At 72.7% G+C, this 26,125-nt stretch carries 21 protein-coding genes and 3 tRNA genes; 9 read left to right on the top strand and 15 right to left on the bottom strand.

Going from position 1 to position 26,125, the window contains the following annotated elements:
* Positions 1-24: 24 nt before the first annotated feature.
* The 3 genes from QSK10_RS27895 to rpmG form a co-directional block, all read right to left on the bottom strand.
* Positions 25-408: a MaoC/PaaZ C-terminal domain-containing protein gene (locus QSK10_RS27895; protein WP_285666130.1), complete on the bottom strand. Its 384-nt coding sequence runs from the start codon at positions 406-408 to the stop codon at positions 25-27.
* Positions 405-704 carry an FAS1-like dehydratase domain-containing protein gene (locus QSK10_RS27890; RefSeq protein WP_285666129.1) on the bottom strand — a complete coding sequence of 100 codons (300 nt, stop codon included), beginning with the start codon at positions 702-704 and terminating at the stop codon, positions 405-407. The genes QSK10_RS27895 and QSK10_RS27890 overlap by 4 nt, the downstream gene beginning before the upstream one ends.
* Before the next feature lie 97 nt (positions 705-801).
* Positions 802-969, bottom strand: coding sequence for a 50S ribosomal protein L33 (gene rpmG / locus QSK10_RS27885; RefSeq protein ID WP_285666127.1), 168 nt, complete (start codon positions 967-969; stop codon positions 802-804).
* A 271-nt stretch (positions 970-1,240) separates the two neighbouring features.
* Here rpmG and QSK10_RS27880 point away from each other — a divergent pair, with 271 nt between their 5' ends.
* The gene (locus QSK10_RS27880; protein WP_285666125.1) at positions 1,241-1,777 is read left to right on the top strand and encodes a GNAT family N-acetyltransferase; all 537 of its coding nucleotides are present in this window, start codon (positions 1,241-1,243) and stop codon (positions 1,775-1,777) included.
* Positions 1,778-1,819: 42 nt separating this feature from the next.
* Here QSK10_RS27880 and QSK10_RS27875 read toward each other — a convergent pair.
* The 4 genes from QSK10_RS27875 to QSK10_RS27860 all read right to left on the bottom strand — a co-directional run bounded on the left by QSK10_RS27875 (position 1,820) and on the right by QSK10_RS27860 (position 4,869).
* Positions 1,820-1,892, bottom strand: a tRNA-Met gene (locus QSK10_RS27875).
* Positions 1,893-1,946: 54 nt separating this feature from the next.
* Positions 1,947-2,019: transfer RNA gene (locus tag QSK10_RS27870), tRNA-Thr, on the bottom strand.
* 82 nt (positions 2,020-2,101) lie between these two features.
* Positions 2,102-4,594: a putative bifunctional diguanylate cyclase/phosphodiesterase gene (locus QSK10_RS27865; RefSeq protein WP_285666124.1), complete on the bottom strand. Its 2,493-nt coding sequence runs from the start codon at positions 4,592-4,594 to the stop codon at positions 2,102-2,104.
* Between the two features lie 107 nt (positions 4,595-4,701).
* Complete coding sequence (locus QSK10_RS27860) at positions 4,702-4,869, bottom strand: hypothetical protein (RefSeq protein ID WP_285666123.1); 168 nt, start codon at positions 4,867-4,869, stop codon at positions 4,702-4,704.
* A 644-nt stretch (positions 4,870-5,513) separates the two neighbouring features.
* On the opposite strand from QSK10_RS27860, the gene QSK10_RS27855 reads away from it, so the two are divergent.
* Genes QSK10_RS27855 through QSK10_RS27835 form a run of 5 tightly spaced genes read left to right on the top strand, consistent with a single transcriptional unit; the run spans position 5,514 to position 17,046 of the window.
* Positions 5,514-6,422, top strand: coding sequence for a DUF4132 domain-containing protein (locus QSK10_RS27855; protein WP_285666121.1), 909 nt, complete (start codon positions 5,514-5,516; stop codon positions 6,420-6,422).
* Position 6,423: 1 nt separating this feature from the next.
* Positions 6,424-10,950 (top strand): hypothetical protein, encoded by a 4,527-nt coding sequence (locus QSK10_RS27850; RefSeq protein WP_285666120.1) that lies wholly within the window; start codon positions 6,424-6,426, stop codon positions 10,948-10,950.
* Positions 10,947-12,068, top strand: coding sequence for an ATP-binding protein (locus QSK10_RS27845; RefSeq protein ID WP_285666119.1), 1,122 nt, complete (start codon positions 10,947-10,949; stop codon positions 12,066-12,068). Before QSK10_RS27850 ends, QSK10_RS27845 begins: the two co-directional genes overlap by 4 nt.
* A 5-nt stretch (positions 12,069-12,073) precedes the next feature.
* Entirely contained in the window at positions 12,074-15,394 is a 3,321-nt protein-coding gene (locus tag QSK10_RS27840) for a DUF5682 family protein (RefSeq protein ID WP_285666117.1), read from the top strand.
* Positions 15,391-17,046: a hypothetical protein gene (locus QSK10_RS27835; protein WP_285666115.1), complete on the top strand. Its 1,656-nt coding sequence runs from the start codon at positions 15,391-15,393 to the stop codon at positions 17,044-17,046. The genes QSK10_RS27840 and QSK10_RS27835 overlap by 4 nt, the downstream gene beginning before the upstream one ends.
* 275 nt (positions 17,047-17,321) lie before the next feature.
* Here QSK10_RS27835 and QSK10_RS27830 read toward each other — a convergent pair whose 3' ends face one another.
* The 3 genes from QSK10_RS27830 to QSK10_RS27820 form a co-directional block, all read right to left on the bottom strand.
* Positions 17,322-17,492, bottom strand: a complete 171-nt coding sequence (locus tag QSK10_RS27830; RefSeq protein ID WP_285666114.1) for a hypothetical protein — start codon at positions 17,490-17,492, stop codon at positions 17,322-17,324.
* 31 nt (positions 17,493-17,523) lie between these two features.
* Positions 17,524-18,246, bottom strand: a complete 723-nt coding sequence (locus tag QSK10_RS27825; RefSeq protein WP_285666113.1) for a hypothetical protein — start codon at positions 18,244-18,246, stop codon at positions 17,524-17,526.
* A gap of 64 nt (positions 18,247-18,310) precedes the next feature.
* Complete coding sequence (locus QSK10_RS27820) at positions 18,311-18,877, bottom strand: TetR/AcrR family transcriptional regulator (protein ID WP_285666112.1); 567 nt, start codon at positions 18,875-18,877, stop codon at positions 18,311-18,313.
* Between the two features lie 84 nt (positions 18,878-18,961).
* Between QSK10_RS27820 and QSK10_RS27815 the strand changes: the two genes are divergently transcribed.
* Positions 18,962-19,714, top strand: a complete 753-nt coding sequence (locus QSK10_RS27815; protein WP_285666111.1) for an SDR family NAD(P)-dependent oxidoreductase — start codon at positions 18,962-18,964, stop codon at positions 19,712-19,714.
* A 54-nt stretch (positions 19,715-19,768) separates the two neighbouring features.
* Here the strand turns inward: QSK10_RS27815 and QSK10_RS27810 are convergent, their stop codons facing one another.
* The gene (locus tag QSK10_RS27810) at positions 19,769-20,116 is read right to left on the bottom strand and encodes a DoxX family protein (protein ID WP_285666110.1); all 348 of its coding nucleotides are present in this window, start codon (positions 20,114-20,116) and stop codon (positions 19,769-19,771) included.
* Between the two features lie 87 nt (positions 20,117-20,203).
* The gene (locus QSK10_RS27805; RefSeq protein ID WP_285666109.1) at positions 20,204-21,409 is read right to left on the bottom strand and encodes an MFS transporter; all 1,206 of its coding nucleotides are present in this window, start codon (positions 21,407-21,409) and stop codon (positions 20,204-20,206) included.
* Between the two features lie 313 nt (positions 21,410-21,722).
* On the opposite strand from QSK10_RS27805, the gene QSK10_RS27800 reads away from it, so the two are divergent.
* On the top strand, positions 21,723-22,379 hold the full coding sequence (locus QSK10_RS27800; RefSeq protein ID WP_285666107.1) for a glycine-rich domain-containing protein: 657 nt from the start codon (positions 21,723-21,725) through the stop codon (positions 22,377-22,379).
* 166 nt (positions 22,380-22,545) lie between these two features.
* Positions 22,546-22,749 carry a hypothetical protein gene (locus tag QSK10_RS27795; RefSeq protein WP_285666106.1) on the top strand — a complete coding sequence of 68 codons (204 nt, stop codon included), beginning with the start codon at positions 22,546-22,548 and terminating at the stop codon, positions 22,747-22,749.
* 57 nt (positions 22,750-22,806) lie between these two features.
* Here the strand turns inward: QSK10_RS27795 and QSK10_RS27790 are convergent.
* From QSK10_RS27790 to QSK10_RS27780, 3 genes are all read right to left on the bottom strand, one after another.
* Positions 22,807-22,888, bottom strand: a tRNA-Tyr gene (locus tag QSK10_RS27790).
* A 79-nt stretch (positions 22,889-22,967) separates the two neighbouring features.
* Positions 22,968-23,441, bottom strand: a complete 474-nt coding sequence (locus tag QSK10_RS27785; protein ID WP_285666105.1) for a GNAT family N-acetyltransferase — start codon at positions 23,439-23,441, stop codon at positions 22,968-22,970.
* A gap of 99 nt (positions 23,442-23,540) precedes the next feature.
* A complete protein-coding gene (locus QSK10_RS27780; RefSeq protein WP_285666104.1) occupies positions 23,541-25,808 on the bottom strand; it encodes a HelD family protein in 2,268 nt (755 codons plus the stop codon).
* Between the last annotated feature and the right edge of the window lie 317 nt (positions 25,809-26,125).

The raw sequence follows: 26,125 nt of genomic DNA, 5'->3' as shown, positions 1-26,125 counted from the left end.
CGCGGTTGTACGTCTTCGTGGCCGCTAGGGCTTGCGGACCGTCGCCCTCGCGGGCGCCAGGACCTTCTCGCCGCCGCAGGTGACGGTGAGGTTCACCTCGACGAGGCCGTCTTCGAGTTCCTTGCGGATCTCGCCGGTGATCCGGACTTCGGCGCCGCCCTCGGCCGGGACGACCACGGGCTTGGCGAAGCGGACGGTGTACTCCAGGATCGCGTCCTCCGAGCCCGCCCACGCGGTGAGGGCCCGGGCGCCGAGGCCCATGGTGTACATGCCGTGGGCGATCACGTCCGGGAGACCGGCGGCCTTGGCCGCGAGCTCGTCCTGGTGGATCGGGTTCTGGTCGCCGGAGGCGTTGGCGTAGGCGACCAGGTCGGCGCGCGTGATGGTGTACGCGGTGTCGATGATCACGCGTCGCCCCTCACGAACAAGGTGGTCCAGACCGTGGACACGGTCTCGTCTCCGGCGGCGACCTCGGTGCGGGTGGTCAGCACGTCATTGCCGGCGACGGTCTTGATGCTCTCGACGTGGACGGTGCACGTCAGCGCGTCCCCGGGGACGACCGGACGCGCGTGCGCGAAACGCTGTTCGCGGTGCAGCACGCGGGTGAAGTCCAGGCCGAAGTCCGGGTCGTCGACGAGACGGTCGCTCGCCGGCAGCGTGTGTGACACAAGGAACGTCGCGGGGGCGGGGCCTTCCGCGGACATGCCGAGCGCCGCCCGGAAGGCGGCGACTTCGGCGGATGTCACAACGTGCGGCGCGGTCGCGGGCAGCGTCCGGCCGACATACGCGGCATTGAGCAAGTTAGCGGGTCTCGCGGTGCGCGGTGCTGGAGTTGCAGCGCGAGCAGTACTTCTTCAGCTCAAGGCGGTCGGGGTTGTTCCGACGGTTCTTCCGCGTGATGTAGTTGCGCTCCTTGCACTCCACACACGCCATCGTGATCTTGGGACGGACGTCAGTAGCCTTCGCCACGGCGGAGTGCCTCCTACTTGCGGCGCACGTGATCGGACGCGGGGGCGTCCACGTGCGTAAACAGAACATTGGCTTGTGCGCGCCGGATGCCCCCGAAGATTCAGATGCACCACGGCATGACCACCGGGATGGCGGCCAGCATCCGACTCTACCAGGTGCCTTCACGGCCTCCCTGGGGGCCGGACCCGAGCTCCGCACGCCCCATCAGGGTAGTCCGGCCGACCGGCTACCGTCACGCGAGACCGCCCGCCGACGCTCAGGAAGGCCGCCGATGCACCTCACCTGGACCGCCCTCACCGCCGAGGACTTCCCGCTGCTGGGCGAGTGGCTGCGGCGGCCGCACGTCCACGAGTGGTGGAACCACGAGACCGACGACTACTACCTGGAGCGCGACTTCGGTCCCGTCATGCGCGGCGAGGAGCCCTCGGAGGACCTCCTGGTGCGCCGGTACGGGACGCCGGTCGGGCTCGTGCAGCGCTCCCGCTTCGGCGACTACCCCGAGTACCGCGACGAGATCGCCGCCCTCACCGAGGTCCCGAAGGGCGCGGTCGCCCTCGACTACCTCGTGGGCGAGGAGGAGGACCCCGGGCACGTCCTGGGCGCCGCGATGGTGCGGGCCGTGGTCGAGGCGACCTGGACGGACGTGGAGGGCGCGGAGTGCGTCATCGTGCCGGTGGCGGTGGCCAACCGGGCCTCGTGGGAGGCGCTGGAGCTGGCCGGGCTGCGGCGGGTCGCGGAGGGCACGCTGCGTCCGGACAACTCCGCCTTCGGCGAGCCGCACTACGTCTACCGGGCCGACCGGCCCTGAAAAGCGAGGAACCCGGCGTCGTGGACGCCGGGTTCTGTGTCGTAGCGGTGGGCGGAATCGAACCGCCGACACAACGATTATGAGCCGTTTGCTCTGCCATCTGAGCTACACCGCCGCGGGCCGCTCACCGCCCGGCTTTCGCCGGGCCCGGCGGCCTGAGGGATTTCAGAGCCCCTTTACGGAATCGAACCGTAGACCTTCTCCTTACCATGGAGACGCTCTGCCGACTGAGCTAAAGGGGCAGTTCACCGCTCCCCTTCCGGGGCGCGCTCGAATAGATTACACGACCTGCGGGCGGCCGCCAAAACGGGTATCCCCCGGGTCTCAGATGGCCCGCAGCCGGCGCACCACGGCGCCCTCTTCGCCCTGGTCGGGGGTCACGGCGGGCTCCTCGGCCTGGGCGTTCAGCCACGCCTCCAGGCGCTCCTCGGACAGCGGCCGCGAGAACAGGAAGCCCTGCCCGATGTCGCAGCCGATGTCGGTGAGCAGCGCCAGCGTCATCTCGCTCTCCACGCCCTCGGCGACCACGGACAGGCCGAAGTGCCGCGAGAGGTCGACCACCGCGCGCACGATCGCCAGGTCGCCCTCGTCGGTGGCCATGCCCTGCACGAAGCCGCGGTCGATCTTGACCTCGTGCACCGGCAGCCGCCGCAGGTACGACAGCGACGAGTAACCCGTCCCGAAGTCGTCGACGGACAGCCGGACGCCCAGCTCGTGCAGCCGGTGCAGCGTCGGCAGCGGCCGGTCGGGGTCGCCGACCATGCCGTCCTCGGTGATCTCCAGCGTGAGCTGCCGGGGCGGTACCCCGTACTCGCGCAGCAGCGCGTCCACGACGGTCGGGAACTCCGGGTCGGCGACGGTGCGCGGCGAGAGGTTCACCGCCACGGTCAGCGGCCGCCCCTGGATCGCCCAGTCCCGCGCGTGCCGCAGCCCGGCCCGCAGCACGAACTCGGTGAGCCGCGCCAGCTGCCCCGTGTGCTCGGCGACGGGCACGAAGTCGTCCGGCGGCACCTCGCCGTGCGTCGGGTGATGCCACCGCGCCAGGCACTCCACGCCCAGGACGGTGCGCGTGGCCAGGTCGATCTTGGGCTGGTAGTGCACCGACAGCTCACCGGTGTCGAAGGCCCGCCGCAGGTCGCTGGCCAGGCCCAGCCGCCGCACCGACCGCGATTCGAGGCCGACGTTGAACAGCTGCACGCCCGAGGAGACGTTCCGCGCGGCGTAGGTCGCCACGTCGGCCCGCTGCAAAAGCCCGTCGGCGGAGTCGCCGTGCTCGGGGTGGATCGCGACGCCCACGGCGGCGTCGACGTCCACGTCCAGGGTCCCCAGCAGGAACGGCTGCTGGAGCCCGGCGCGCATCGTCCGCGCCTGCTCCAGGGCGTGCTCGGTGTCACCGGTGCGGAAGACCACCGCGAACTCGTCCCCGCCGATCCGGCCGATGTGCGCCGACTCCGGGGCGAGCTCCCGCAACCGCCGCGCGACCTCGACGAGCAGGTCGTCACCGGCGGCGAAGCCGAGCGAGTCGTTGACCTCGCGCATCCCGTCCACGTCGAACACGAGCACGGCGACGAACTCGCCGGGCACCTCGCGGCTGATGGACTCCTCCAGGGCGAGCATCGCGCGGCGCCGGTTCGGGAGGCGGGTGAGGGAGTCGTGGTAGGCGTCGAAGCGCAGGCGGTCGACGAGGCGGGAGTTCTCGACGGCGACGCCGACGTGGGCGGTGAGGGTTTCAAGGAGGGTCTGGTCGGCGTGGCGGAAGCGGGGCATGCCGCTGCCGAGCCGGTTGGTGATCGAGATGCAGCCGAAGACGGCCTGCCCGGACCGCAGCGGCACGATGATCGTCTCGGTCACGTCGCTGCCCTTGAGGGCGTCCCGGTGGGCGGCGGCGCCGTCGCGGCCGACGAAGAGGGTCGCGCCGTTCTCCAGAACCTGGCGGCGCAGCGCCTCGGGCACCGGGGACATGTCCAGGAGGCCCATGTCGTCCACGCGCGCGCTCAGCAGCAGCTCGGGGAAGCGCCCGTCGGCCGGCACCCACACCGAGGAGCTCTCCGCGTTGAGCAGGGCGCGCACGCGGCCGAGCATGACGTCGATGAGGCGCCCGCTCTGGGTGGCCTCGGAGACCTCGCGGGTGAAGTCGTTCAGGTCGGACAGCGACCGGCGCTGTTCGAGGAGCCGGGAGTAGCCCCGGTAGATGCCGATCACGACCGCGGCGAGAACGCCGATGAGGATCGCCGCCCACGGCGTGGCGTTGAGGCACACGAGGATGACCAGGCCGAGCACACCGTTGACGGCGGTCAGCAGGAGCGTGCCGACCATCGTGCGCAGCACGCTCTCGATGCCGCCCCAGCCCTGCAGGACCGTCAGGATGGCGGTCACGCAGGTGCCGGTGACGGCGCTGCCGAGCAGGATGCCCAGGAGCAGCACCGCCCAGGTCTTGGGATCGGTGGCGCTGCCCACGCCCAGGCCCATGACGAGGAGCCCGGCGCACGCGGCGGCGGCCGACTGGGCGGCCACATTGAACACCACTTGCACGGCGGTCACCTGGCCGCGGAAGTAGCGGTAGGCGTAGATGGCGAGGCTGGCGACGGCGCGGACCAGGATCAGCCAGAAGGCCGGGAGGAAGAACAGGGCCAGGAGCAGCGGCACATCGGTCGCCGTCGTGGCCCAGCTCTGCCGCCCCGTGGTGAATCGAAGCGAGACCGCGGCGGCGCCGGGTATCGCGAGGGTGAACAGCAGAAGCACATATGGCTCGGGCATCTGCCCTGTCTTGGGCAGCGTGATGAGGCTGAGAAGGACCGCCAGTACGGCGATCCCCATCGCCACGCCCCATGAAGCGAGAGACGAACGCTTTGTCACAGGAGTCTGACTTGGCAAAGGCGACGCCTCCCAGCGAGCTCCACGCCGTCTCTAGCGGCCGCGGGTGATCAGTTCCACTCGTGCTCTAGGAGCCCGACCATCACGACCGGGCTACTGCTCACGCCCGGCGTGGCTTCGGTGCTTGTGCTGGAAGTCGCGGAAGCCGTCACTGCGGCTCCTCCGAGTGCCGCGAGGGCGAACGCGGCGACAATGAGGCGCTTGATGATGCGCGTCATCTTGCTCCTCCTTCTGGGTCTGGGGGACGTCCATCCGAGGGGGGTGGGCTATCAATGCCCATTGGCCACATCGTGTCACAGGTTTCGACCCATCTGAAAGACGGCCGACCTGCCGTCCGGCGCTGATGGATCAAGATACACCTATATGCCGGGATTCTCCGCATGACAATTTTCCGTGTGTCCTCTGTCTCTTCTACACCGGATCACCGATGCGGTGTCGGCACGCTGAGTCGCGTATCGGGTAAATCATCTCAGGACGGGCGGGGAACTCACTGCGCCACACCTCTTTTCCCGCCCCATCCGCCACACGACCCCACCCTCATTCCACTCCAGAACATCGTTCGTCCCCCGGCACATATCCCTCCGCCCACGACACTCCGACGAACGCTCCTCCCCGTCCTGACGCCGGGCCGATCTTTTCCACCCGTTCGAGCGACCCCGTTCGAGCCTCTTCACGCACTGTTCCGCGCACTATCTGAAAATCACTCACACCTCCCATTCCGTCCACCTCTCTGTCCGTTCCCCGACGCACCGCATCCACGACCCGACTAGTTGTGAATCCGCACGTCAGGGACATGAAGATCAGTTGCGCGCGCGTGGCGTCCGGGAAAGTCCTGTCGGAGGGCCATGGCACTATGCCTGGCATGCCTGCGAACGACTCCACATCGGACTTCCCGGACCAGACAGGGGTGCCGGTTGACGGCTGGACCCCGGCGGGGGACGGGTACGAGCTGCGCCTGGACGGCACGCGCCTGCTGTGCCGCAACAGCAACGGCCGCGAACTCAAATCGGTGCCGAAGAAGATCCGCGAGTCCACCGTGGGCCAGACCCTCCAGGCGGTCCGCGACTGGCTGGTCGAGCACGACAAGGAGTGCCTGGACACCGTGGAGTCGTGGCTGCTGGCCGCCACTCCGCTGCCGGGGCGGCTGATCGCCGAGCTGTGGCCGGACCCGTCGTGGCGGATGGCGCTGGAGAACCTGGTCATCGCCGACCTGACCGAGCCCCCCACGGTCGGGCTGCTGCGGGGCGTCGACGAGGAGGGCCGCATCGGCCTCATCGACCTCGACGCCGAGACCGTGTGGTTCCACCCCGAGCGGGTCCTCATCGCGCACCCGGTGCTGCTGGAGGAACTGGACGAGTGGCGCGGGCTGGTCGCCGACCTCGGCGCGCGGCAGGAGATCGCGCAGCTGGCGCGGGACGTCTTCCTCCCGCCGTCCGACCTCACCCCCGAGATCGCCACCGTCATCAAGTACGCCAACGCGCGCTTCGACGAGCTCCAGCACGCCACGGGACTGGCGCAGCGGCACGGTTTCCCGGTGCGCGCCGGCTGGGCCACCTGCCAGGTCGCCGACACCGGCTCCGCGCGGCAGGCGCGCTACTGGCTGGGCGCCGACGACCCCTGGTCGGAGGCCGCCACCGGAGAGCTGGTGTTCGTGGACGCCGACGAGGAGCAGGTGCCCCTCGCGCAGGTGGGCCCGATCGCGTGGTCGGAGGGCATCCGCATGGCCGAACTCATCTACGCCGGACGCTCCACGGACCAGGAAGACGCCTGACGTGACCGACACCCCTCATGACGTCGTCCGCTCCCGCGCCTACCCCCACACCGGCCTCGGCGGCCGGTCCGTGGTGCGGCTGGTCGCCGACGGCATCGCCCCCGCCACCGACGCGGCCATGTCCTTCCTCGGCTTCGGCGCGCCCGACCTCGGCGAGCCGAGCCTGACCGCCCCCCGCCGCCCCCTGGGCTACCCGGGCTGGGCGCTGGTGCACGACCCGGACAACGGGGCCCTCGCGCTGCAGGCCGCCAAGGAGCTGCGGGTCGCCGCCGCGCAGGCGATCGCCAAGCCGAAGCAGGCCGAGGCCACCTACGAGACGATCGCCAAGCGGCTCCCGGTACGGCACCTGCCGTCGCTGTACGAGCAGGCCGCCCGCGACTTCCTCGACGCCGAGCGCGGGCACTGGGCGTCGACGTACTTCGGGCGGGCCCGCACCGCCGAGCTCACCCACGCCCTGACCCCCGACCCCGACGAGCTGCACCTGTCCTATGTGGAGTTCGCGATCGCGGGCGCGGTGTCGGTGAAGGCACTGAAGTCCTACCAGGCGGAGCTGCAGAAGCGGCACACCCCGCAGGAGGCCTTCGACATCTTCCTGGACCTCACGATGCGCCGCACCAAGGCGGGCGTGGCGCCGTGGGCGGGCCTGACCGTCCAGGTACGCGACCTGGCCAGGGCCGCCGGGCTCGACGTCGAGGCGACCCTGGCGGACCTGGCGCTGCGCCTGCTGCGGCAGCCCGCCGTGCGCCGCGCGCCCGCCGGTTTCTGGACGGCCGTCACGCCGATCCTGGCGAAGCTGGTGAAGGCGAACACCGAAGCCGCCCGCCTCGTCGCCGACCTCTTCCCCGAGGAGCGCGCCTGGTGGTGGCCGTTCCTGCTGGAGTTCGACGCGGCCGCCGCCGTCTCCGACCCGGCCGCCTGGATCGCCCGCGCCCACACGGTGAGCACCTCCTGGCGCCAGCCCGCCCCGCCGGTGGAGCTGTACACCTTCGTCGAGCGCCTCGCCCCGCGCGTCACCGAGCCGCTGGACCCCGAGAACTGGGTCGAGCGCCACAGCTTCCTCCAGGCCGACCTCGTCGAGACCTGCCTGGCCTCCGGCGTCCCGATGAAGGTGCCCGGCCCGCAGTCGATCCTCGGCCTGGACGAATGGCGCGGCCGCACCGGACTGTCCACCCTGGCCTCCCGGGTGGAGTGGGAGCCGCTGATGCGGCGCTCGGCGTGGCTGTACCTGGCGCAGAACTCCGGCGTGAAGTTCCTGGAGCATCCGGCGCTGAAGCCGTACCTGGAGCAGTACCTCGACGAGCAGTTCCAGCACGCGGCCGGCGGTGGCCTGGCCGCCGCCTCCGACGCCCTCGACACGCTGCGGCGCGTCCTGCAGGGCGTGCCCGTCGACGAGCGGCTGGCCGCGCGCCTCAAGGGCGTCGACGTCACCGCCGCCCTGGGCCGCACGCTGCGGGCGGGCGTCTTCGACGAGCTGGGCTGGCCCGCGCTGGAGGAGGCGCTGGCCGACTTCAAGTCCGTCAACGCGTACTCGGTCAGCTGGCCGTACCTGACCATCTGGGACACCACCCACGCCGTGGTCGTCGGCCCCGAGGGCGTGGTCGCGCGGCACCAGTTCCGCGAGGTCCTCGACGACTACAACCTGCTGGTCATCTACTCCGGCGGGCGCTTCCTGGTCGGCCACGGCTGGAACCCGCGCGAGGGCTACTGGTCGGACCACCCGACCGACACCTTCGAGCCGCCCTACGGCTACGCCTACCGCAGCTCGCCGCTGGGCTACTCGCCGGTGGACGAGCAGGGCGTCCGCGTCGGCCACCACGGGCCGCTGCACCCCGGCCGCCGCGACCTGAACGAGCTGCACGAGGCCGCCCCCCACGTCCTCTTCGACGGCCAGACCCGCTGGGTCCACTCCGACGGCGAGTACAAGGTCCTCGACGCCGACGGCCGCCGCGCCCCCGGCGAGCCGCCCGCGATCGCCGTCGGCCCGGTCCCCACCGGCGAGATCCGCAACGAGTGGTACACGTGGCTGGCCCGGCTGCCCGAGGGCGTGTCCGGTCCCTTCGGCGAGGGCCTGCTCGGCGGCCGCGTCAGCGGTCCCGAGGTCGGCGACTGGTACACCCACCGGGGCCAGGGCGCCGCGACCGTCACCCTCCACACCGCCGAGGGCACCGAGGTCCGCATGGACACCCGCCGCAACGACACGTGGTGGCCGCACGCGCTGATCACCCTCCCGGGGAGCGACGAGCGGCGGCTGATCGCGGTCAACGGCGACAAGCTGGGCCTGTTCGAGCCCGGCTCGGGCACCCCGCACTGGCGGGTCTGCGCCGGCGAGGGCGACGGCAAGGCCGCCGGGCTCTGCCGCGAGGCGGCCGGGCAGGCGATGGTGCCCCCGGTGGCGTTCTGGCACTTCCTGAGCCCGCGCTCGCCGGAGACCTCGGCGCGGCTGCGGACCCTCGGCGACGACACCGTCGCGCGCCTGTTCACCGGCGCCGACGAGGACCTGCCGAAGCTGGTCGCCGAGGTCCTCGCGCCCGGCCACGAGCGGCTCGCGCTGGGGCTGGCCTCGCTGATCGCGCACGCCCGCAACCTGGCCACCGCCCGCGACGGCATGGCCAAGGTGACCGTCGCCGAGACCGGTGATCTGGACCGCCAGGCCTTCATCCACGCCCTCGAAGGGCTGATGGGCAGCAGCTGGAACTCCACCGAACACCCGATCCTGCCGCACGTGCGCTGGGCCTCGGAGCTGCTGACCGGGCACGACGCGCCCGCGCCCACCGAGCACCCGTGGTGGGTGCCGACGCGGTGGACGCAGCTGATGGGCCGCCTGGAGTGCATGGCGTGGCGGGCGGCGCAGCCGTTCACCCCCGAGAAGCACCGCGCGGCGATCCTGGACTTCCTGGAGTTCACCGCCGGGACCGTCTTCGCCGATCCGAACGTGACGGTCCGGCTCAGCGTCGTCGACATGGACGCCTACGACAGCGACCTCGGCGGGGAGGTCATCCGCGACGGCGGGGCGGTGCACGTCCGCTTCAACCGCAACCACGTGCTGAGCCTGGGCGGCGTCCCGAAGGCGGTCAACGAGACCCGCCTGGCTCCCGCCGGCTGGTCCACGCCCGAGCGGCTGCGCGCGTTCGTCGCGCTGCTGCGCGAGCGCGGTCCCGTCACGTGGGACCCGGCCGTCGCGGAGGCGCTGGCCGAGGCCACCGGCCTGACCAGGGGCGCGGCGACGTGGCTGCTGGCGACGGTGCCGCCGCACGGCTCCTGGCCGCGCGACCCCGAGCGCGACAAGGCGGTCAAGACCGCCTTCAAGCTGTCGGCGGCGGCGTTTCGGGCCGGTCGCACCGACGTGTCGGGCCTGGGCGAGGACGGCCTGCTGGACCTGTTCACCGGCCTCATGCCGGAGGACCCGGCCGCGCTGTGGGCCGAGGACGGGCCGCGCGAGCTGGCGCTGCGCCTGGCGGCGAAGTACGTGGCCGCGAACGGCCGCCGCCAGAGCGTCCCCGAGGAGACCGTCGAGCTGCTGTCCCACCACGTGAACGGGGCGATCGGGGCGGTCCTGCCGCTGCTGGTCGCGCCCGCGGGCGTCGAGTGCCTCACCGTCGACGCCGAGGACCACGTCGCCATGAGCGACACCCGGTGGCCGGAGCTGTCGGGGCGCGGCGCGAGCCTGCAGAGCGCCTTCCTCAACATCGTCAACGGCGCCCGCGCCGCCTACGCGCTGCTGCCCGGCGGTGACCCCGTGCGCGCGGTGGTCGCCGAGTCGGTGCGGTTGCTGCGGGCGCGGCTGGACGCCCCGGGCCTGCTGCTCGACGGTTCCGGGAACTGGCTGGGCGAGGAGGAGATGACCTCGCTGCGCCAGTCGACGCACGCGCCGGAGTACGTCGGTCCCGACGGCAAGCCGGTGCCCGGCACGGCCGACACCGGCCCGGCGGTCCTCGTCTTCGCCGACACCCGGGTCAGCACGTTCCTGCGGCCGTCGCGGATGGACGGCGGGACGGCCACGCAGCTGGCGCTGTCGCTGATCCGCGGCTACTACAACCCGGTCCCGACACTGGAACTGGCGCGCTCGCAAGGGCTCACCGGGATCCTCGAACGGCTCGACGCGGGCCTGCCCGAGGGCGCCTACGAGACCGACCCGCGCGTGTGCGCGCCGGGCCTGGTCGCCGAGGTCACCGGGGTCCTGGGCCTGGGCGAGGACGCGGCGGTGGCCTACCTCCAGCTGCTGGCGCTGGCCGAGCCCACCGACCGCAACCTGAAGGCGTGGAACGCCTGGGCCTCGCCGCGCCTGAAGAAGGCGCACGCGTCCCTCGTGGACGCCGGTCTGCTGATCGAGGCGACCCGCCCGCGCGCCGGGCGCAAGGTGTTCGTGCCGGGGCCGTGGACGGTCCTGAACGCGCCGCACCTGCCGCTGGAGACCCACAAACTCGGCCTGTACACCGACAACAGCCCGCGCTACCTGCCCGACCGTCCCCTCCCCGAAATCTTCGCGGCCGCCTGGCGTCTGCACACGGAAGGAACCCTCCCCCGATGACCGAACGTCCCCAGGTCATGCCCGCCGAGCAGCGGTACGCGGCCGAACTGGAATTCCTGGCCGCCTACGACTCCGGCCCCCGCCCGCCCGGCTGGAAGCTCACCCCCGCCGCGGTGGTGACCTTCGTCCTGGGCGGCCAGACCCTGGAGCTGCCCGAGCCGCACCCGGTGGCGCCGCCCACGATGGAGATCAGCCGCAAGTTCGTCGGCGAGCGCGCCCTCGTGGAGCGGGCCGTGGTCACCCTCGCCGGTGACCGCGGGCTGCTGCTGGTCGGCGAGCCGGGCACCGCGAAGTCGATGCTGTCGGAGCTGCTGTCGGCGGCGGTCTCGGGCAGCAGCGCGCTGACCGTGCAGGGCACCGCCGGTACCACCGAGGAGCACTTCCGCTACGGCTGGAACTACGGTCTGCTGCTGGCGAAGGGCCCGACCGAGGAGGCGCTGGTGCCCTCGCCGGTGCTGACGGCGATGCGGCGCGGCGCGGTGGTGCGGGTGGAGGAGATCACCCGCTGCCTGCCCGAGGTCCAGGACGCGCTGGTCTCGCTGCTGTCCGACCGGCGCATGGCCGTGCCGGAGCTGGGGTCCAACATCTCCAGCGCGGAGGGCTTCACCGTGATCGCCACGGCGAACCTGCGCGACCGGGGCGTGTCGGAGATGAGCGCGGCCCTCAAGCGGCGCTTCAACTTCGAGACCGTGCCGCCCATCGGCGACCTGGAGTCCGAAGTGGACCTGGTGCGCCGCCAGGCGGGCGCGGCCCTGTCCCGCCACGGCCGCGACTTCGCGGTGGACGAGCTCGTCCTGCGCGCGCTGGTCACCGCGTTCCGGGACCTGCGCGGCGGGCAGGCCGAGGAGGGCTGGGCGGTGGAGCGCCCGGCGACGGTCATGAGCACCGCCGAGGCGGTGGGCGTGGCCACGTCCATGGGTCTCCAGGGCACCTACCTGGGCGGGGTCGACGAGACCGCGCTGCTGCCGGGCTACCTGCTGGGCACCGTCCACAAGGACGACCCGGAGGACCGGGGCCGCCTGCTGGCCTACTGGGACACCGCCGTGCGGCGGCGGGCCGAGGCCGAGGCGGCGCCGTGGAAGCGCCTGCACGAGCTGCGTCACCTGCTCGAAGGCTGAGGCAGGTGTCGGAAACCGATCCGGCGTCCCTTGTGGACGCCCTCCACTCCTCGAAGTCGCCGCACCTGATCGGCGTCCGGCATCACTCCCCCGCCCTGGCGGCGGCGATGCCGGACCTGCTGGCCGCGGCCGAACCCGACGCCGTCTGCGTCGAGCTGCCTCAAGAGCTCGGCGAGTGGACGCGCTGGCTGGCCCATCCCGGCACGCTGGCGCCGGTGGCGTGCAGCGTCATCGACGCCACCGGTGAGCGGCTCGGGTTCTACCCGTTCGCCGACTTCTCCCCGGAGCTGGCGGCACTGCGCTGGGCGCGTGAGAACGACGTGCCCGTCTACGCCATCGACCTGCCGTCGGGTCACCCGAGGGGCTCGGAGTTCCGCGAGCACGACCCGCTGTCGGCGGCCTTCGGGCGCGCCGCCGGCGTGGACGACACCGAGGAGCTGTGGGACCGCCTGGTGGAGTCGCGCTCCTACGGCGCCGATCCGCAGGCGCTGCGGCGGGCGGCGCTGGCGGTGGGCGTGGCGATGCGCGGCGAGGCCGGGCCATCCGAGGCCGACGCGCTGCGGGAGGCGTGGATGCGCAAGGAGATCGCGGCGACGGGGGCGTCCCGGCCGGTCGCGGTCATCGGGTCCTTCCACGCCGCCGCCCTGATCGGAGACCACACCGAACCCGACCTGTCGGGCCCGGTCGCGCCGGTGACGTGCGCGGTCGTGCCTTACACCTTCGCGCTGCTGGACTCGCGGTCCGGCTACCCCGCCGGGATCCGCGATCCCGAGTGGCAGCAGGCGGTCTGGGAGTCCAAGGGAGAGGCCACCGCCGTCGAGCGGCACGCCACCCGCGTCATCACCGAGGTCTGCGGGAAGATGCGCGCGGCCGGGCACGCCGCCGGTACCCCCGACGCCCTCGCCGGGCACTCGCTGGCGATGGGCCTGTCGGCGCTGCGCGGGCTGACCGCGCCGGGCCGCCGGGAGGTCATCGAGGCCCTCGGATCGGTGCTGGGGCAAGGCGACCAGCTCGGCCGGGCGGCCGCGGTCGCGCGCGCCTGCGAGGCGGTCCTGGTCGGCGACCGGCGCGGCGAGCTGCCGCCCGACGCGCCTCGCGCCGGACTGCTGTCCCATGTGGAGCAGGCCTGCGACGAGCTCAAGATCCCCCGCGACGGCCGCGCCAAGCAGCTGAAACTCGCCCCGCACCGCTCGCCGCTGGACCGCAAACGCCACGCGCTGCTGACCCGCACGCGCGTTTGCGGCGTCCCGTTCGGCAAGCGCCGGGAACTGGCCGGGATCGGCGACCAGGACAGCCTCGGCCGCGAGTGGACGGTCAAGTGGGAGCCGCGCACCGCCGCGACCCTCGACTGGCTGTCCACCTACGGCCCGACCCTGGCGCACGCCGCCACCGGGCTGCTGCGGCAGCGCTGGATCGACCCCGAGGCCACCACCGCCCACCGGCTGGGGTTCTTCGAGGCGGCCGTGGAGGCCGACCTGCCGGGCCTGCTCGCCGAGTTCACCGCCCGGATGCGCGAGGACGTCGTCGCCACCGCCGGGCTGCCCGAGCTGCTGACCGCCTACCACCTGCTGGGCCGGGCGGGCACCGACCCGGTGCTGCGCGCCGAGGTCGCCGCCGCGGCGATCAACGCCGTCGGCGGGCTCGCCGGAAGCGGTGAGGCCGCCGACATCCGGGCGCTCGCCGAGCTGGTGCGCCTCTCGCGCGCCGAGCACGAGCACCTGGGCGCCGAACGCCTCGTCTGGCAGCTCGCGCGGCTCACCGAGGACGCCTCCCCGCCCACCCGGGGCGCGGCCGCGGCGGCGCTGACGCTGCTGGACCGGCGTCCGCACCAGTGGCTGGGCGAACTGGCCGCGAGCTGGGCCGAGGACGCCGACGGCGAACGCGCCGCCGGTGCCCTGCGCGGCGCGCTGCTGGTCGCCGGTGACCTGTGGGACGCCGACCCGGACCTGTGGGAGCCCCTGGCGCGGCGGCTGGAGTCGTGGCCCGAGCGGGACTTCTGGCCGCGCCTGCCCGCCCTGCGCGAGGGTTTCGACGCCCTGTCCACCGCCGCCCGCGAGCGGCTGTTCCGCACGGTGAGCGGCCGCTACGGCGACGACACCGCCCTGGGCCGGCTGGAGGTCGCGCCCGAGCTCCTGGCGGCGTGGGCGGCGGCCGACGAAGCCGGCCGGATCGCCGCCGCCGGTGGCGAGGACACCGGCGACGACCTCGCGCCGGAGTCCCCTGTGGACGGCGCGGAGACCGTCGACCGCTGGCGGCTGATCCTGGGCCGCGAGAGCGACCGGCTGTCGGCGTCCTACCGGCGCGGCGCGCTGGCCCTGGACGACCTGTACGGCAGCGGGCACGGCGAGGGCTCCATGGGCATCGGCGCCGTCGGCGGGACCAGCGGGGGCGTCGGCGCGGCCGAGCCCTCGATCCGGGAGTGGGCCGAGGATCTGGCCGAGCTGTTCGGCTCCCGGGTCCGCGAGGAGGTCCTGGCGCGCGCCGCCGGGCGCGGCCGCCTCGACGCCATCCTGCAACTGGATCCCGGGCACGTCACGCCCTCGGTGGACCTGCTGACCCGCGTCCTCGGGCTGGCCGGGGCGATGCCGGAGTCGAAGCTGGCGCCGCTGCGGCGGCTGGCCGCCCGGCTCGTCGAGGAGCTCACCAAGGCCCTGGCGACCAAGATGCGGCCCGCGCTGACCGGCCTCACCACCGCGCGCCCGACCCGGCGGCACACCGGCCGCCTGGACCTGGCCCGCACCGTCCGCGCCAACCTGCACACCGTCCAGGACGGCACGACGCTGGTCCCCGAGCGGCTCGTCTTCCGCTCCCGGGGCGCCCGCAGCGCCGACTGGGACGTGCACATCCTCGTCGACGTCTCCGGCTCCATGGAGCGCTCGACCGTCTACAGTGCCCTCGTCGCCGCCGTCCTCCACGGCGTGCCCGCCCTGTCGGTGCACCTGACCACGTTCTCCACCGACGTCGTGGACCTCACCGAGCACGTCTCGGATCCCTTGAGCCTGCTCATGGAGGTCTCCATCGGCGGCGGCACCGACATCGGCAAGGGCCTGCGCTACGTCCGCGACCGGATCAAGGTGCCCTCGCGCACGATCCTGGCCGTGGTCAGCGACTTCGAGGAGGGCGCGTCGGTGTCGCGGATGCTGGAGGAGTTCCGCCAGCTGGCCACCGGCGGCACCCACGTGCTCGGCCTGGCCGCCCTCGACGACAAGGGCGAACCCGTTTACAACAAGGCGATCGCGGGACGCATCGCCGACGCCGGGGTACCGGTCGCCGCGCTGTCCCCGTCCCAGCTCGCCGACTGGATCGCCGCGAAGGTGCGCGCATGAGACCCGCCATCAGCCCCGACCTGCGCGCCGCGCTGACCGCCGCCGCCCCCGCCCGGGTGACCAAGAAGCTCGACGCCGACCCCGGTGTCGCCGAGAGCTGGCACTGGTCCCAGGACGGTCCGGTGTGGACGGTCGACACCGGCGCCCAGAAGGTCCGCCTCGACGGCGAGACGCTCGACGGCGACGGGCAGGTCTCCTGCGACTGCCTGCTGTCGCCGCGATGCCTGCACCTGCTGGCCGTCGTCGCGGCCCTGCCCGAGACCGGCGCGGCGGCCGTCCCCGAGGCCGCCGAGGAGGAGCCGCCACCGGCTCCGGTGACCCTCAGCGCGAAGCAGCGCGAGGCCGCCGACCTGGCCTGGTCGGCCGGTGCCGCGCTGCTGGCCGAGGGCGCCTCCCGCGCGGGAACACCGGCCCGGGACGCGCTGCGGCACGCCGCCGAGTCGGCCCGCCGCGCCAAGCTCCCGGCCCTGTCGGCGATCGCCACGCGCGTGCTGTCGGGGCTGTCGGGCCTGGCCTCCGACGAGCCGTCGTTCCGGCTGCCGCAGTTCACCGAGGACCTGTGGTCGCTGCTGGCGATCTCCGGGCGCCTGCGCGGCGAGCCGACCGAGGCCGACCTGGGCATCGCCCGCCGCGACTACGGCGACGCGAGCACCGGGCGGCTGTCCGGGCTGTTCGCCGAGCGGGTGGTGACCGCGTCCGGATACGCCGGGGTGGTCACCTACGTGGCCGACGCCGAGGGCCTGACCTGGACGGTCGCCGACGTGCGTCCCGGCGACGCCTCCCGCGTCGACGACGCCTACCGGCGCTCGGAGTGGGGGCCGCCGCCGCGCGACCTGTGCCGCCTGGAGGTCTTCGCCACCGGCCTCACCATGAGCGCCGACGGCCGTCTCGGGCAGGGCGGCAAGACGTTCCTGGCCCGCGTCGGCCACCAGGGCTGGCCGGACGCGCTGTGGGCCGTGCCCTTCGAGAAGCAGCTCGACCGCGCCCTGGCGGCGGTCTCGGGTCCCGAGGACGAGCGGCGGGCCGGCGACGACCTGCTGTTCGTGGCCGCCGAACTGGGCGGCCTCACCCCGGGCGCGCTCACCGTCCACATCGGGGAGACGCCCGTCTCGGTCATCGCCGCCACCGACGCCCAGCCCGTCACCGGGAACCTGCGGCGACTGTCCCTCCACAGTGGCCGGACGGCGCGCATGATCCTGCGCGTCCACCCCCGCCTGCCGCGCACCGCCTTCGCCCTGGCCGTCGGCGACTGCCCCGAACTGGGCCTGCCCGAGGCCTGGCACGGGCACGCCAACCTGACCCTCGACGAGCTGCCCGGGCCAACCGGCAGCGCGCTGGGGCACCTGGCCACCGACGTCCCCGACCCGCTGGAGCCGGTGGCCCGCACCCGCCGCCGCGCCGTCCTCAGTGGACGCGCGGGCGTGCGCGGCGCGGTGCTCGACGGCGTCCGCGCGGGCCTGCGCCGCCACCGGATGCCCGCGGCGGCGGCCATGCTCGGCCGCCTGGCCGAGGAGGCCGGGGCGACCGTCCTGCGCGCCACCGGGGAGAGCGTCCCGGCCCCGCCGGACGCGCTCGCCGAGGCGTGGGTGGCCTGCGGCGTCTACGAGACGGCCGCCAGGCGGGCGCTACTGCGTCACCTGTGGACGGTCTAGCGGCCGGTCACCCAGTTCACGAAGTCCCCGGCGCCATCGAGCTCGACGGCCTCGCCGTTCGGTTTCTCGATGGCGCCGGGTTTGCCGTGGGACTTGAAGGTGTAGGTCACGGTGACGTCGATCGAGTCGAGGACGCAGGTGAGGCCCGCGAGGGTGCCGTCCTGGTACAGGTGGACGGTGAACTCGGTCTCCTCGGCGTCCTCCAGACCGTCGCCGGTGTTGCAGACGAAGGCGTTCGCGGCGGGATCGTCGGCGCCGTGGATGGAGTTCGTCCCCTACTTGGTCTCGATCGAGCCGCCGAACTCGAAGCCCTTGGCGAGGGCCTTGACGGCCTCCTTGATGGCGTGGGCGGGACTGCCCAGGACCGGGTCCTGGAACGTGGCCTCGCAGGCGGTCAGGACCAGCAGGGCGGACACGGCGAGCACGGTGAGACGGCGAATGCGCATGGTGGTACCTCGTGAAGGGTTCGTACGGGGGTTACTTCTCGGTGCCGAGCAGCCAGCGGAGGAACTCCTCGGGGCCCGCCAGTTCCTTGATCCCGTCGCCGGGCTTCGCCGGGGCCTCGGGGGCGCCGTACTCGGAGAAGTTGTAGACGACGTCGAAGCCGTCGACGGTGTAGCCGAAGGAGGAGATCGTGCCGTCGGGGTTGAGGACGGCCAGGAAGTCCACCTCGTCGGCGTCCTCCAGCGAGCTGGTGGAGTACTTGGTCATCGCCAGCCGCCGGTCGCCGGAGCCGCCGTAGTCGAGGACGCCCTCGTAGCGCAGCTTGCCGGTGCGCTCGACGGCGTCGACGTCCTCCAGCAGCCCGGCCATCGTCTCGGCCGGGGAGTACGCGCCGAAGAGCCCGCGCATGGTGTCGACCTGGGTCGTCATGTGTCCCCAGCCGTCGGGGGCGTTGTTCCCGATGGCGCTGATCCACATCTCGCCCGCGGACCAGCGCGTGTCGAAGGTGGTCACGCTCGGGTCGGTGGCGAGGAGCCGGAGGCTCCCGTCGGCGGCCTCGGAGCCCCGGAAGGTCGTGGTCCGGCCGTCCTTGGTGACCGCGCCGGAGAAGTTCACGCCCTTCTCGAAGCTCTTCACCGCCCCGGCCAGGATCTTCGCGGGGTCGGAACCGAGGACGGGGTCCTGGAACGTGGCCTTGCAGGCGGTCAGGACCAGCAGGGCGGACACGGCGAGCAGGGCGATGCGTCGGGTACGCATGGGGGGCACCTCATGGGCGAGGGAGTGCGGGCTGGAACAGGTTCGCACATCCCATCGACCTCGATCAATCGGGATCGGGCCACGCCCGCATCGCCAGGCCCGCCACGGCCAGCAGTGACGCGCGGTCGGCGCCGTCCCTGGCCTGCGTGGACATGCCCTGGATGACCGCCGCGTAATAGGTGGCGAGGGCCCACGGACCGGGGACGCCCTCGGCGGCCAGGCGCTCGGCGAGGGCGGCCTTGGTGATCTCGCGCTGGCTCCGCAGGTACTCGCCGATCTCGGGGGACGTGGTGTTCACGCCCGCGTGGATGATCAGGCAGCCCGGCGGGTGGCCCGGGTCGGTGTAGTCGCGGGCGAGGGCGTCCAGCAGGTACGCGACGGCCTCGCGGGCGGTGGGCAGGGCGAGGGCCTCGTCCACGATCGGCCGGTGCTCGGTCTGGTACCCGGCGACGACCTCGTCGAAGAGGGCGCGCTTGTCGCCGAAGGCGGCGTAAAGGCTCGGCGGGCGGATGCCGAGGGCCCCGGTGAGGTCGGCGATGGAGGTGGCGTCGTAGCCGCGCTCCCAGAACACGAGCGTGGCCTTGCGCAGGGCTTCGTCGCGGTCGAATGCGCGGGGGCGTCCTCGGGTCACCCCCTAATTCTATAACGGGCGCTACACATGTGCTACGGTGACTTCCGTAGCGAGCACTACAGAATTCCTACCCCTGGAGTCACCATGTCTGTCACCGCCCTCGTCACCGGCGCCACCCGCGGCATCGGACGCGGCATCGCCGAGCGCCTGGCCGCCGACGGCCTCACCGTCGCCGTCCACTACGGCTCCGACGACGCCGCCGCGCGCGACACCGTCGCCGCGATCGAGAAGGCCGGGGGCCGCGCCTTCGCCGTCCGCGCCGCGCTGGGCGTCCACGGCGACGCCGCGGAGCTGTTCGCCGCCTTCGACGCCGCGCTCGCCGAGCGCGGGATCGAGCCGGGCCTGGGCGTCCTGGTCAACAACGTGGGCAAGGCCGGTCCCGGCGAGATCGAGAACAGCGACGCCGAGGGCTTCGACCGGGTGTTCGCGCTGAACGTGCGCGCGCCCTACTTCATCGCGCAGGAGGCGCTGAAGCGCATGGGCGAGGGCGGGCGCATCGTGAACATCTCATCCGGCGCGGGCATTCTGCCCTGGCCGCAGGACCCGGCCTACGCGATGACCAAGGGCGCGCTCGACACCTTCACCCGCACCCTCGCCAAGCACGTCGGCCCGCGCGGCATCACCGTCAACTCGGTGGGCCCGGGCGTCATCGACACCGAGAGCAACGCGTTCTGGCTGGACGCCGAGGGCGGCCGCGAGGCGGGCGGCGCCTGGTCGGTGTTCAAGCGGGTCGGGACCGTCCAGGACGTCGCCGACGTGGTGTCGTTCCTGGCCTCGGAGAACTCCCGCTGGGTGACCGGGAGCTGGCTGGACGCCACCGGCGGGTCGCTGCTGTAGGCCGGGCACGGATAAAGGCCCCGGCGTTCGCCGGGGCCTCACTCGTGCCGTGGGTCAGATGAGGCTCATGAGGATGAGCGAGGCGCCCACCGGGAGCAGGTACATCATCGGGGCGGCGATGTGCCCGAACCACTTGGCCCTGACGATGAAGACCAGCGCGCCGAGGAAGTACAGGATCAGGCCGATGCCGGCGGCCACGCCCAGGAACGGGATCCAGAAGCCGACGACCAGGCCGACGGCACCGGCGAGCTTGAGCGCGCCCAGGACGCCCCAGAACTTCTCGTCGACGCCGTAGGCGCGCAGCGGGTCGGCGGTGTAGGCCTTCTTGGTCCACAGCGAGTAGGCCGAGAAGGCGACCCAGAGGGCGGCGACGACGGTGACGATCTTGTAGGCGAGTTCCATGAGGGGCTCCTTCGCGCGGTGGCCGGTCCGTTCCGGCCGCACACCCTCATGACCGGGGGCCCCGCGAGAGTGTGACCGTGCGCCCGGTCACACCCGGGTCAGTTCCCGGATCGGGCGGATGCTCACCAGCGCGACCGCGCAGCCCAGGCCCACGACGGTGGAGATCGCCAGGAAGCGGTGCAGGCCGATGAGCTCGCTGACCGGACCGGCGATGGCCTGCCCGAACGGGATGGCCACGATCGATCCGGCGATCTCGTAGGCGGTGACGCGGTTGAGGCGGTCCTCGGGGATCTGCGTCTGCACGCTGGTGGCCCACTGGACGCCCCAGAACGTCCAGCCGGCGCCGCTGATCGCGTAGAGCGCGAACAGGAGCGGCTGCGCCGGGACGAGCGCGGCGGCCAGCGGCATCATCGGGAACAGGAACATCGCCAGGCCGCCGCCGAACAGCGGGCGCGCCGGGCGCAGCCGGACGGCGACCAGGCCGCCGATGACCGAGCCGATCCCGAAGGCGCCCTGGGCGTAACCGAACGAGGCCGAGCCGTGCTCGGCGATGATGGAGGCCGCGCCGAGCGGGATGATCGGGCCGGAGACGAAGACGCCCTGCACCCACCAGATCAGGATGACCGCCCACAGCCAGGTGCGGGAGCGGAACTCCCACCAGCCGGTGCGCAGGTTCGCCCAGGTCGACTCCGAGCGGTCGGCGACGAACGGCGGCAGCCGCAGCGCCGCCAGCGAGATCCCGCTGATGGCGAAGGTCAGCGCGGTGGCCGCGAAGGCCACCGCGACCGGCGCGAACGCCACCAGCGCGCCCGCCATCGCCGGTCCGGCCATGCCCGACACGCCCTGCCCGATGCGCACGACGCCATTGGCCTTCTGCGGGTCGGACGCCACCTGCGGCACCAGGCCGTTGACGCCGGGCTGGAACATCGCGGTGGCCAGCCCGCCGAGCGCGCAGATGGCCAGGATGAACCACAGCGGCGGCCGGTCCAGCCAGAACCACGTGGCCAGCCCGCCCAGCAGCAGCATCCGGGCGGCGTCGGCGCCGATCATGAGCGGCCGCGGGTGGAAGCGGTCGGCGAAGACCCCGCCGAAGATGACGAACAGCGCGAACGTCGCCATCCACGCGCCGAGCGCGAATCCGACCGCGCCCACCCCGTATCCCATCGAGATCATCCCGACCGAGAGGGCCACGGGCATCATCGCGTCGGCGTACAGGGAGGCCATGCGGCCGGTGAAGTAGAGGGCGAAGTTCGCCGTCCACAAACGGGACGGAGCGGCGACGGACGCGACCATGCGGCTACCTCGAAGGACGTGAAGGGGTGGGCGGAGCACCGTCGCTCCAAGGGGCGGCGCGAACCTTACGCGCACGGAACCGCAGGTGGCGAGGCCGAATCCGAAAACGGTGAGGGCTCTTGGCGGTAATTTTCACCGGCCGCCCCGGTGCTGAAAAGGTCCCGGCGAACGCCGCCGGATTCGCCGCTTTCGCCCGGCTCCGTTTTCACCGGCCGCTTTCGCGGCCCCGGCCGCGAGACGAGGATCACGGCGGGTTCCCGCCGTCCTCTCCGCGCCGCGCACCCCCGTCCCCGCCCGCCGCGATGCTGACGGCATGCACGCACGCGCCACCGCCCTCGCCGTCCTCCTCGCCCTCGCCATCGCGCCCGTCCCCGCCCGCGCGGCGGTCGACGGCGGCGTCGCGGAGTTCACCGCCTCGGGGACCTTCACCGTCCCCGCGAAGGTCACCCGCGTCCAGCTCCAGCTGTGGGGCGGCGGAGGCGGCGGCAGCGGGCGCCGGTCCGGCACGCTGGATTCCGGCACCCCGGAAGGGATGTACAACGGCAACGGCGGTGGAGGCGGCGGCTACACCTTCATGATCCTCACCGGCCTGACGCAGGACACCGTCCTCGGCGTCAACCTCGGCCCCGGCGGCCCCGGCGGTCCCCGCGAGGACATGGACGGCGCGGTCGGCGGCCCCACCTTCGTGTCGATCGGCGAGCTGCGCGTCGCCCTCGCCGGTGGCGGCGACGGCGCCACCGCCTCCGGCGGCGCGGGAGCGGGCGGCACCGGCTCCATCGACCCCGCCCACGGCTCCGGCTACACCCTCACCGGCGAGGCGGGCACCACCGGCGACTACGACTCCGTCGGCCACGGCGGCGCTCCCCCGTCCGACGGCCTCCTCCCCGGCGACGGCCGCGCCCACGGCGGCGACGGCATCGGCGCGACGGGCCTGTCGGGAACCGACGGGTGGGCACTGATCACATGGTGACCGGGCGTCCGCAGCGCATACGGGACCGCACATCGATTGCTCTACAGCCGTCAAAGCCTTGACAGCTGTAGAGGATTTCGGTCAAGGTCATCAACAGCCGGGGCTTCGGCCCATAACGGGCGAACCCCGGCGGACCCATCACCCACGGCGAAAGGCCCGCGACCTCATGAAGCTGCTCTCCGCTGTCCACCGCGCCACCGACAAGCTCCTCGACCGCCTCGTCGGCCAGGCCACCGCCGAAGCCGGCCCGGTGCTCTACTGCCGCTGCGTCTACAACCCGGTGGTCTGCGCCAAGACCGGCGGCGCGGAACTGCTGTGCCACAAGAGCGGCCAGCCCGAGCGCTTCGCCGGCTGCGGTTGCGACAACTAGCGCACGAAAGAGCCCCTCACCCGAGTTTCCCCAGGTGAGGGGCTCTTCTTCCTGCGGTGGCAGGTGTTGGATTCGAACCAACGTAGGCTAAGCCGACGGATTTACAGTCCGCTCCCTTTGGCCACTCGGGCAACCTGCCTCACGCCTTCGCGAACGACGGCGCGGCACACAGAATAACCAGACCCCCCGGGGGCTTCGCAACCGGGTTCCCACCACGTTCACATGCTCAGGCGCATGGCCGGGTCGGCGGTGCGGATGAAGCCCAGTGAGCGGTAGAGGGGTTCGGCGTCGACGGACGCGCGGAGGTCGACCTTGGTGACGCCGCGCTCGCGGTACCAGTCCAGGAGGGCCGACACGCAGGCCCGGGAGTAGCCGCGGCGGCGCATGTCCTCGTCGGTGGCGACGGAGAAGAGGTAGCCGACGCGGCCGCTGGGGTTGTCGGGGGCGGCGAGGCGCTGCTCGATGGTGCCGACCGCGCAGGAGGCGAGGTGGCCGGGGTCGCCGGGGCGTTCCACCACGAACGCGGCCAGGGTGGGCTCGGGTTCGGCGAACCGGGCGCACAGGACGCTGGCGGAGGTGTCCATCCAGGGGCCGGGCGGGGCGGGTTCGCCGTTGATCGCCGACTGCATCACCGCCCGCAGTCGCACGAGCTCGGCCACGTCGTCGAGAGTCGCCCGTCGCGCTTCGATCATGGACCGCACGGTAGCGCGGCGTGGTGGACGCGCGCGAGGCGTCGGCCGTGTGACCCCTGATACAGCGACGATACGTAGGGTCACACGGCCGATACCCACCTACTTCAGGCGCGCCAGCACTTCCGGGAGCGGTCCAGTGTGGACGACGCCGAGGCGCTGCGTGGCGCGGGTGAGCGCGACGTAGAGGTCGGACAGGCCGCGCGGGGACTCCGCCACCACGTCCTCGGGTTCGACGAGGACGACGGTGTCGAACTCCAGTCCCTTGGCGCGCTTGACGTCCAGCACCACCACGGGCGACTCCAGGTCGCCGTCGACGGCGGCGTCCGGCAGCAGCTCGGCCACCCGCGCCAGCAGCGCGGTGGGCGCGATGACCGCCAGGCGGCCGTCCCCGGTCTCGGCGCGCTCGGCGGCGACCAGGCCGGGCAGCTCGCCCAGATCGTCCACACGGGACGCCCAGGGCAGCACGCCGTTCTCGCGCACCGAGGCCGGCGGAGCCAGGTCGGGGTCCAGTGTGGACAGGACGTCGCCGGCCACGGCCATGATCTCGGCGGGCGTGCGGTAGTTGACGGTGAGGTGCTCCAGGTGCCAGCGGTCCTGGACGTAGGGCTCGAAGACCTCCGCCCACGACGTGGTGCCCGCCGCGTCGCCGGTCTGCGCGACGTCCCCGACCACGGTCATCGACCGGCCCGGGCAGCGCCGCATGAGCAGCCGCCACGTCATCGCCGACAGCTCCTGCGCCTCGTCGACGATGATGTGCCCGAACAGCCAGGTGCGGTCGCGGGCGGCGCGCTCGGCGACGGTGAGGCTCTCCTCCTCCTCGAAGCGGCCGGCCAGCTCGTCGGCGTCGATCAGGTTGAAGGCCTGCAGGACCTCCGACTCGATGTCCTCGAACTCGTAGGACTCCGAACCGGCGGCGATGTCGAGGACGCCCTGCGCGTAGGCGACCCGGGCCTGCTGCTCGCGGCGCTTGCGCGCCCGCTCGGCGAGCACCGCCTCGTCCTCGCCGATGAGCTCGGCGGCCTCGTCCAGCAGGGGGACGTCGGCGGCGCTCCAGCCGCCGCCGGGGGCGCGCTTGAGCGCCGCGCGCTGCTCGCCGGTGAGCCCGGGCGCGGCCGACTCCAGAAGGTCCTCCCACTGGTACAGGTCCTCCAGAAGGCCCTGCGGGGTCAGCACCGGCCACAGCTCGTCGAGGGCGGCGGTGACGCCGGGGTCCTCGCGGAGCTCGCCGCGGATGACGGCCCGGTCGCCCTCTTCGAGGAGGTTGGGTTCGTCGGCGAAGAAGTTGCCGCCGATGCGCTCGGCGATCTGGCGGGCCAGCTCGTCGACGACCATGTCGGCGACGATCGGCCGCGCCCGGTTGTGCGGGCGCAGGCTGCGCCGGGCCTGCTCGCGCACGCGCTCGCAGAAGGCGGCGTCGAGGTGGTAGGTGTCGCGCTCGATCGTCACCTCCAGGCTCTCCTCGGGCACCCACTGGCGGTCACGGACCGCGTCGGCGATGACCTCGGCCATCGCGAGGGAGCCCTTCACGGCGGCGGCCTCGGGCGTCTCGTCGCGGGTGGCGGTGACACCGGGGAACAGGTCGCCGACGGTGGCCAGCAGCGCGCTGGTCTCGCCCAGGGAGGGCAGGACGCGCCCGATGTAGCCGAGGAAGGTCGGGTTGGGGCCGACGACGAGCACGCCGCGGGTGGTGAGCTCGCGGCGGTGGGTGTAGAGCAGGTAGGCGGCGCGGTGCAGGGCGACGGCGGTCTTGCCGGTCCCGGGTCCGCCCTGGACGACCAGGACGCCGCGCACGTCGTGGCGGATGATGCGGTCCTGCTCGGCCTGGATGGTCTCCACGATGTCGCCCATGCGGCCGGTGCGGGACGCGTTCAGCGAGGCCAGCAGCACCGACTCACCGGTCACGGTGTCGTGGCCGGTGGTGTCGACGGCCGCGAGGTCGAGGATCTCGTCGTCGAAGCCGGTGACCGTGCGCCCGGTGGTGCGGATGTGGCGGCGCACGCGCACGCCCTCGGGCGCGGCGGCCGTCGCGAGGTAGAAGGGACGGGCGGCGGGCGCGCGCCAGTCCATCAGCAGCTGCCGCCGCTCGGCGGAGTCCTCGAACAATCCACGGCGGCCGATGTAATGAACCTCATCCTCGCCGAATTGCAGCCGGCCGAAGACCAGGCCGTTTTCCATCGCGTCGTATTCGGCGATCTGGCCGTAACCCGCGGCGGCGAAGGCGTCCCGCTGACTGCGGTCCTGATGGGTGCCGCCGGACTGGGCGAGGACCCTGCCCAGCTGCGCCCCCGCCTGCTCGCGCATCTGGTCGAGACGCGCGTAGAGGGAGGAGACGTACGCTTGCTCACGGTCGAGTTCCGAACTTGACAAAGGGCCTCCCGATGGATATTATTGCCCGGTCGGCAATTGTGCCGCCTTATTTCTATGCGCTTTTGAATGCCAAAGATAGCAAGCCCGTCGGGGCCTGGCAAATGATCCGAGCGCGCATTCCCATTTGACGGACGGCACATCCTCCGCACCCGCCGCGCCGAGCGTGCAACGCCGGGACGGCCGCGCGCATTCCGGCGCTCGCCCCCATGCTCCACCGTGCCGGGCGGGTGCGAGCCGGAACACACGAATACGCCTCATCGGCCGTCAGCTGATCTTCATCGTCCCGCGTCATCCATGCGGATCCCAAGATCCACATT

This window comes from Actinorhabdospora filicis, from assembly GCF_030269765.1.
Classification (GTDB): Bacteria; Actinomycetota; Actinomycetes; order Mycobacteriales; family Micromonosporaceae; genus Actinorhabdospora; species Actinorhabdospora filicis.
Note: the sequence above shows the minus strand (reverse complement) of the source record. Positions and strands in the feature narration are given on the sequence as shown.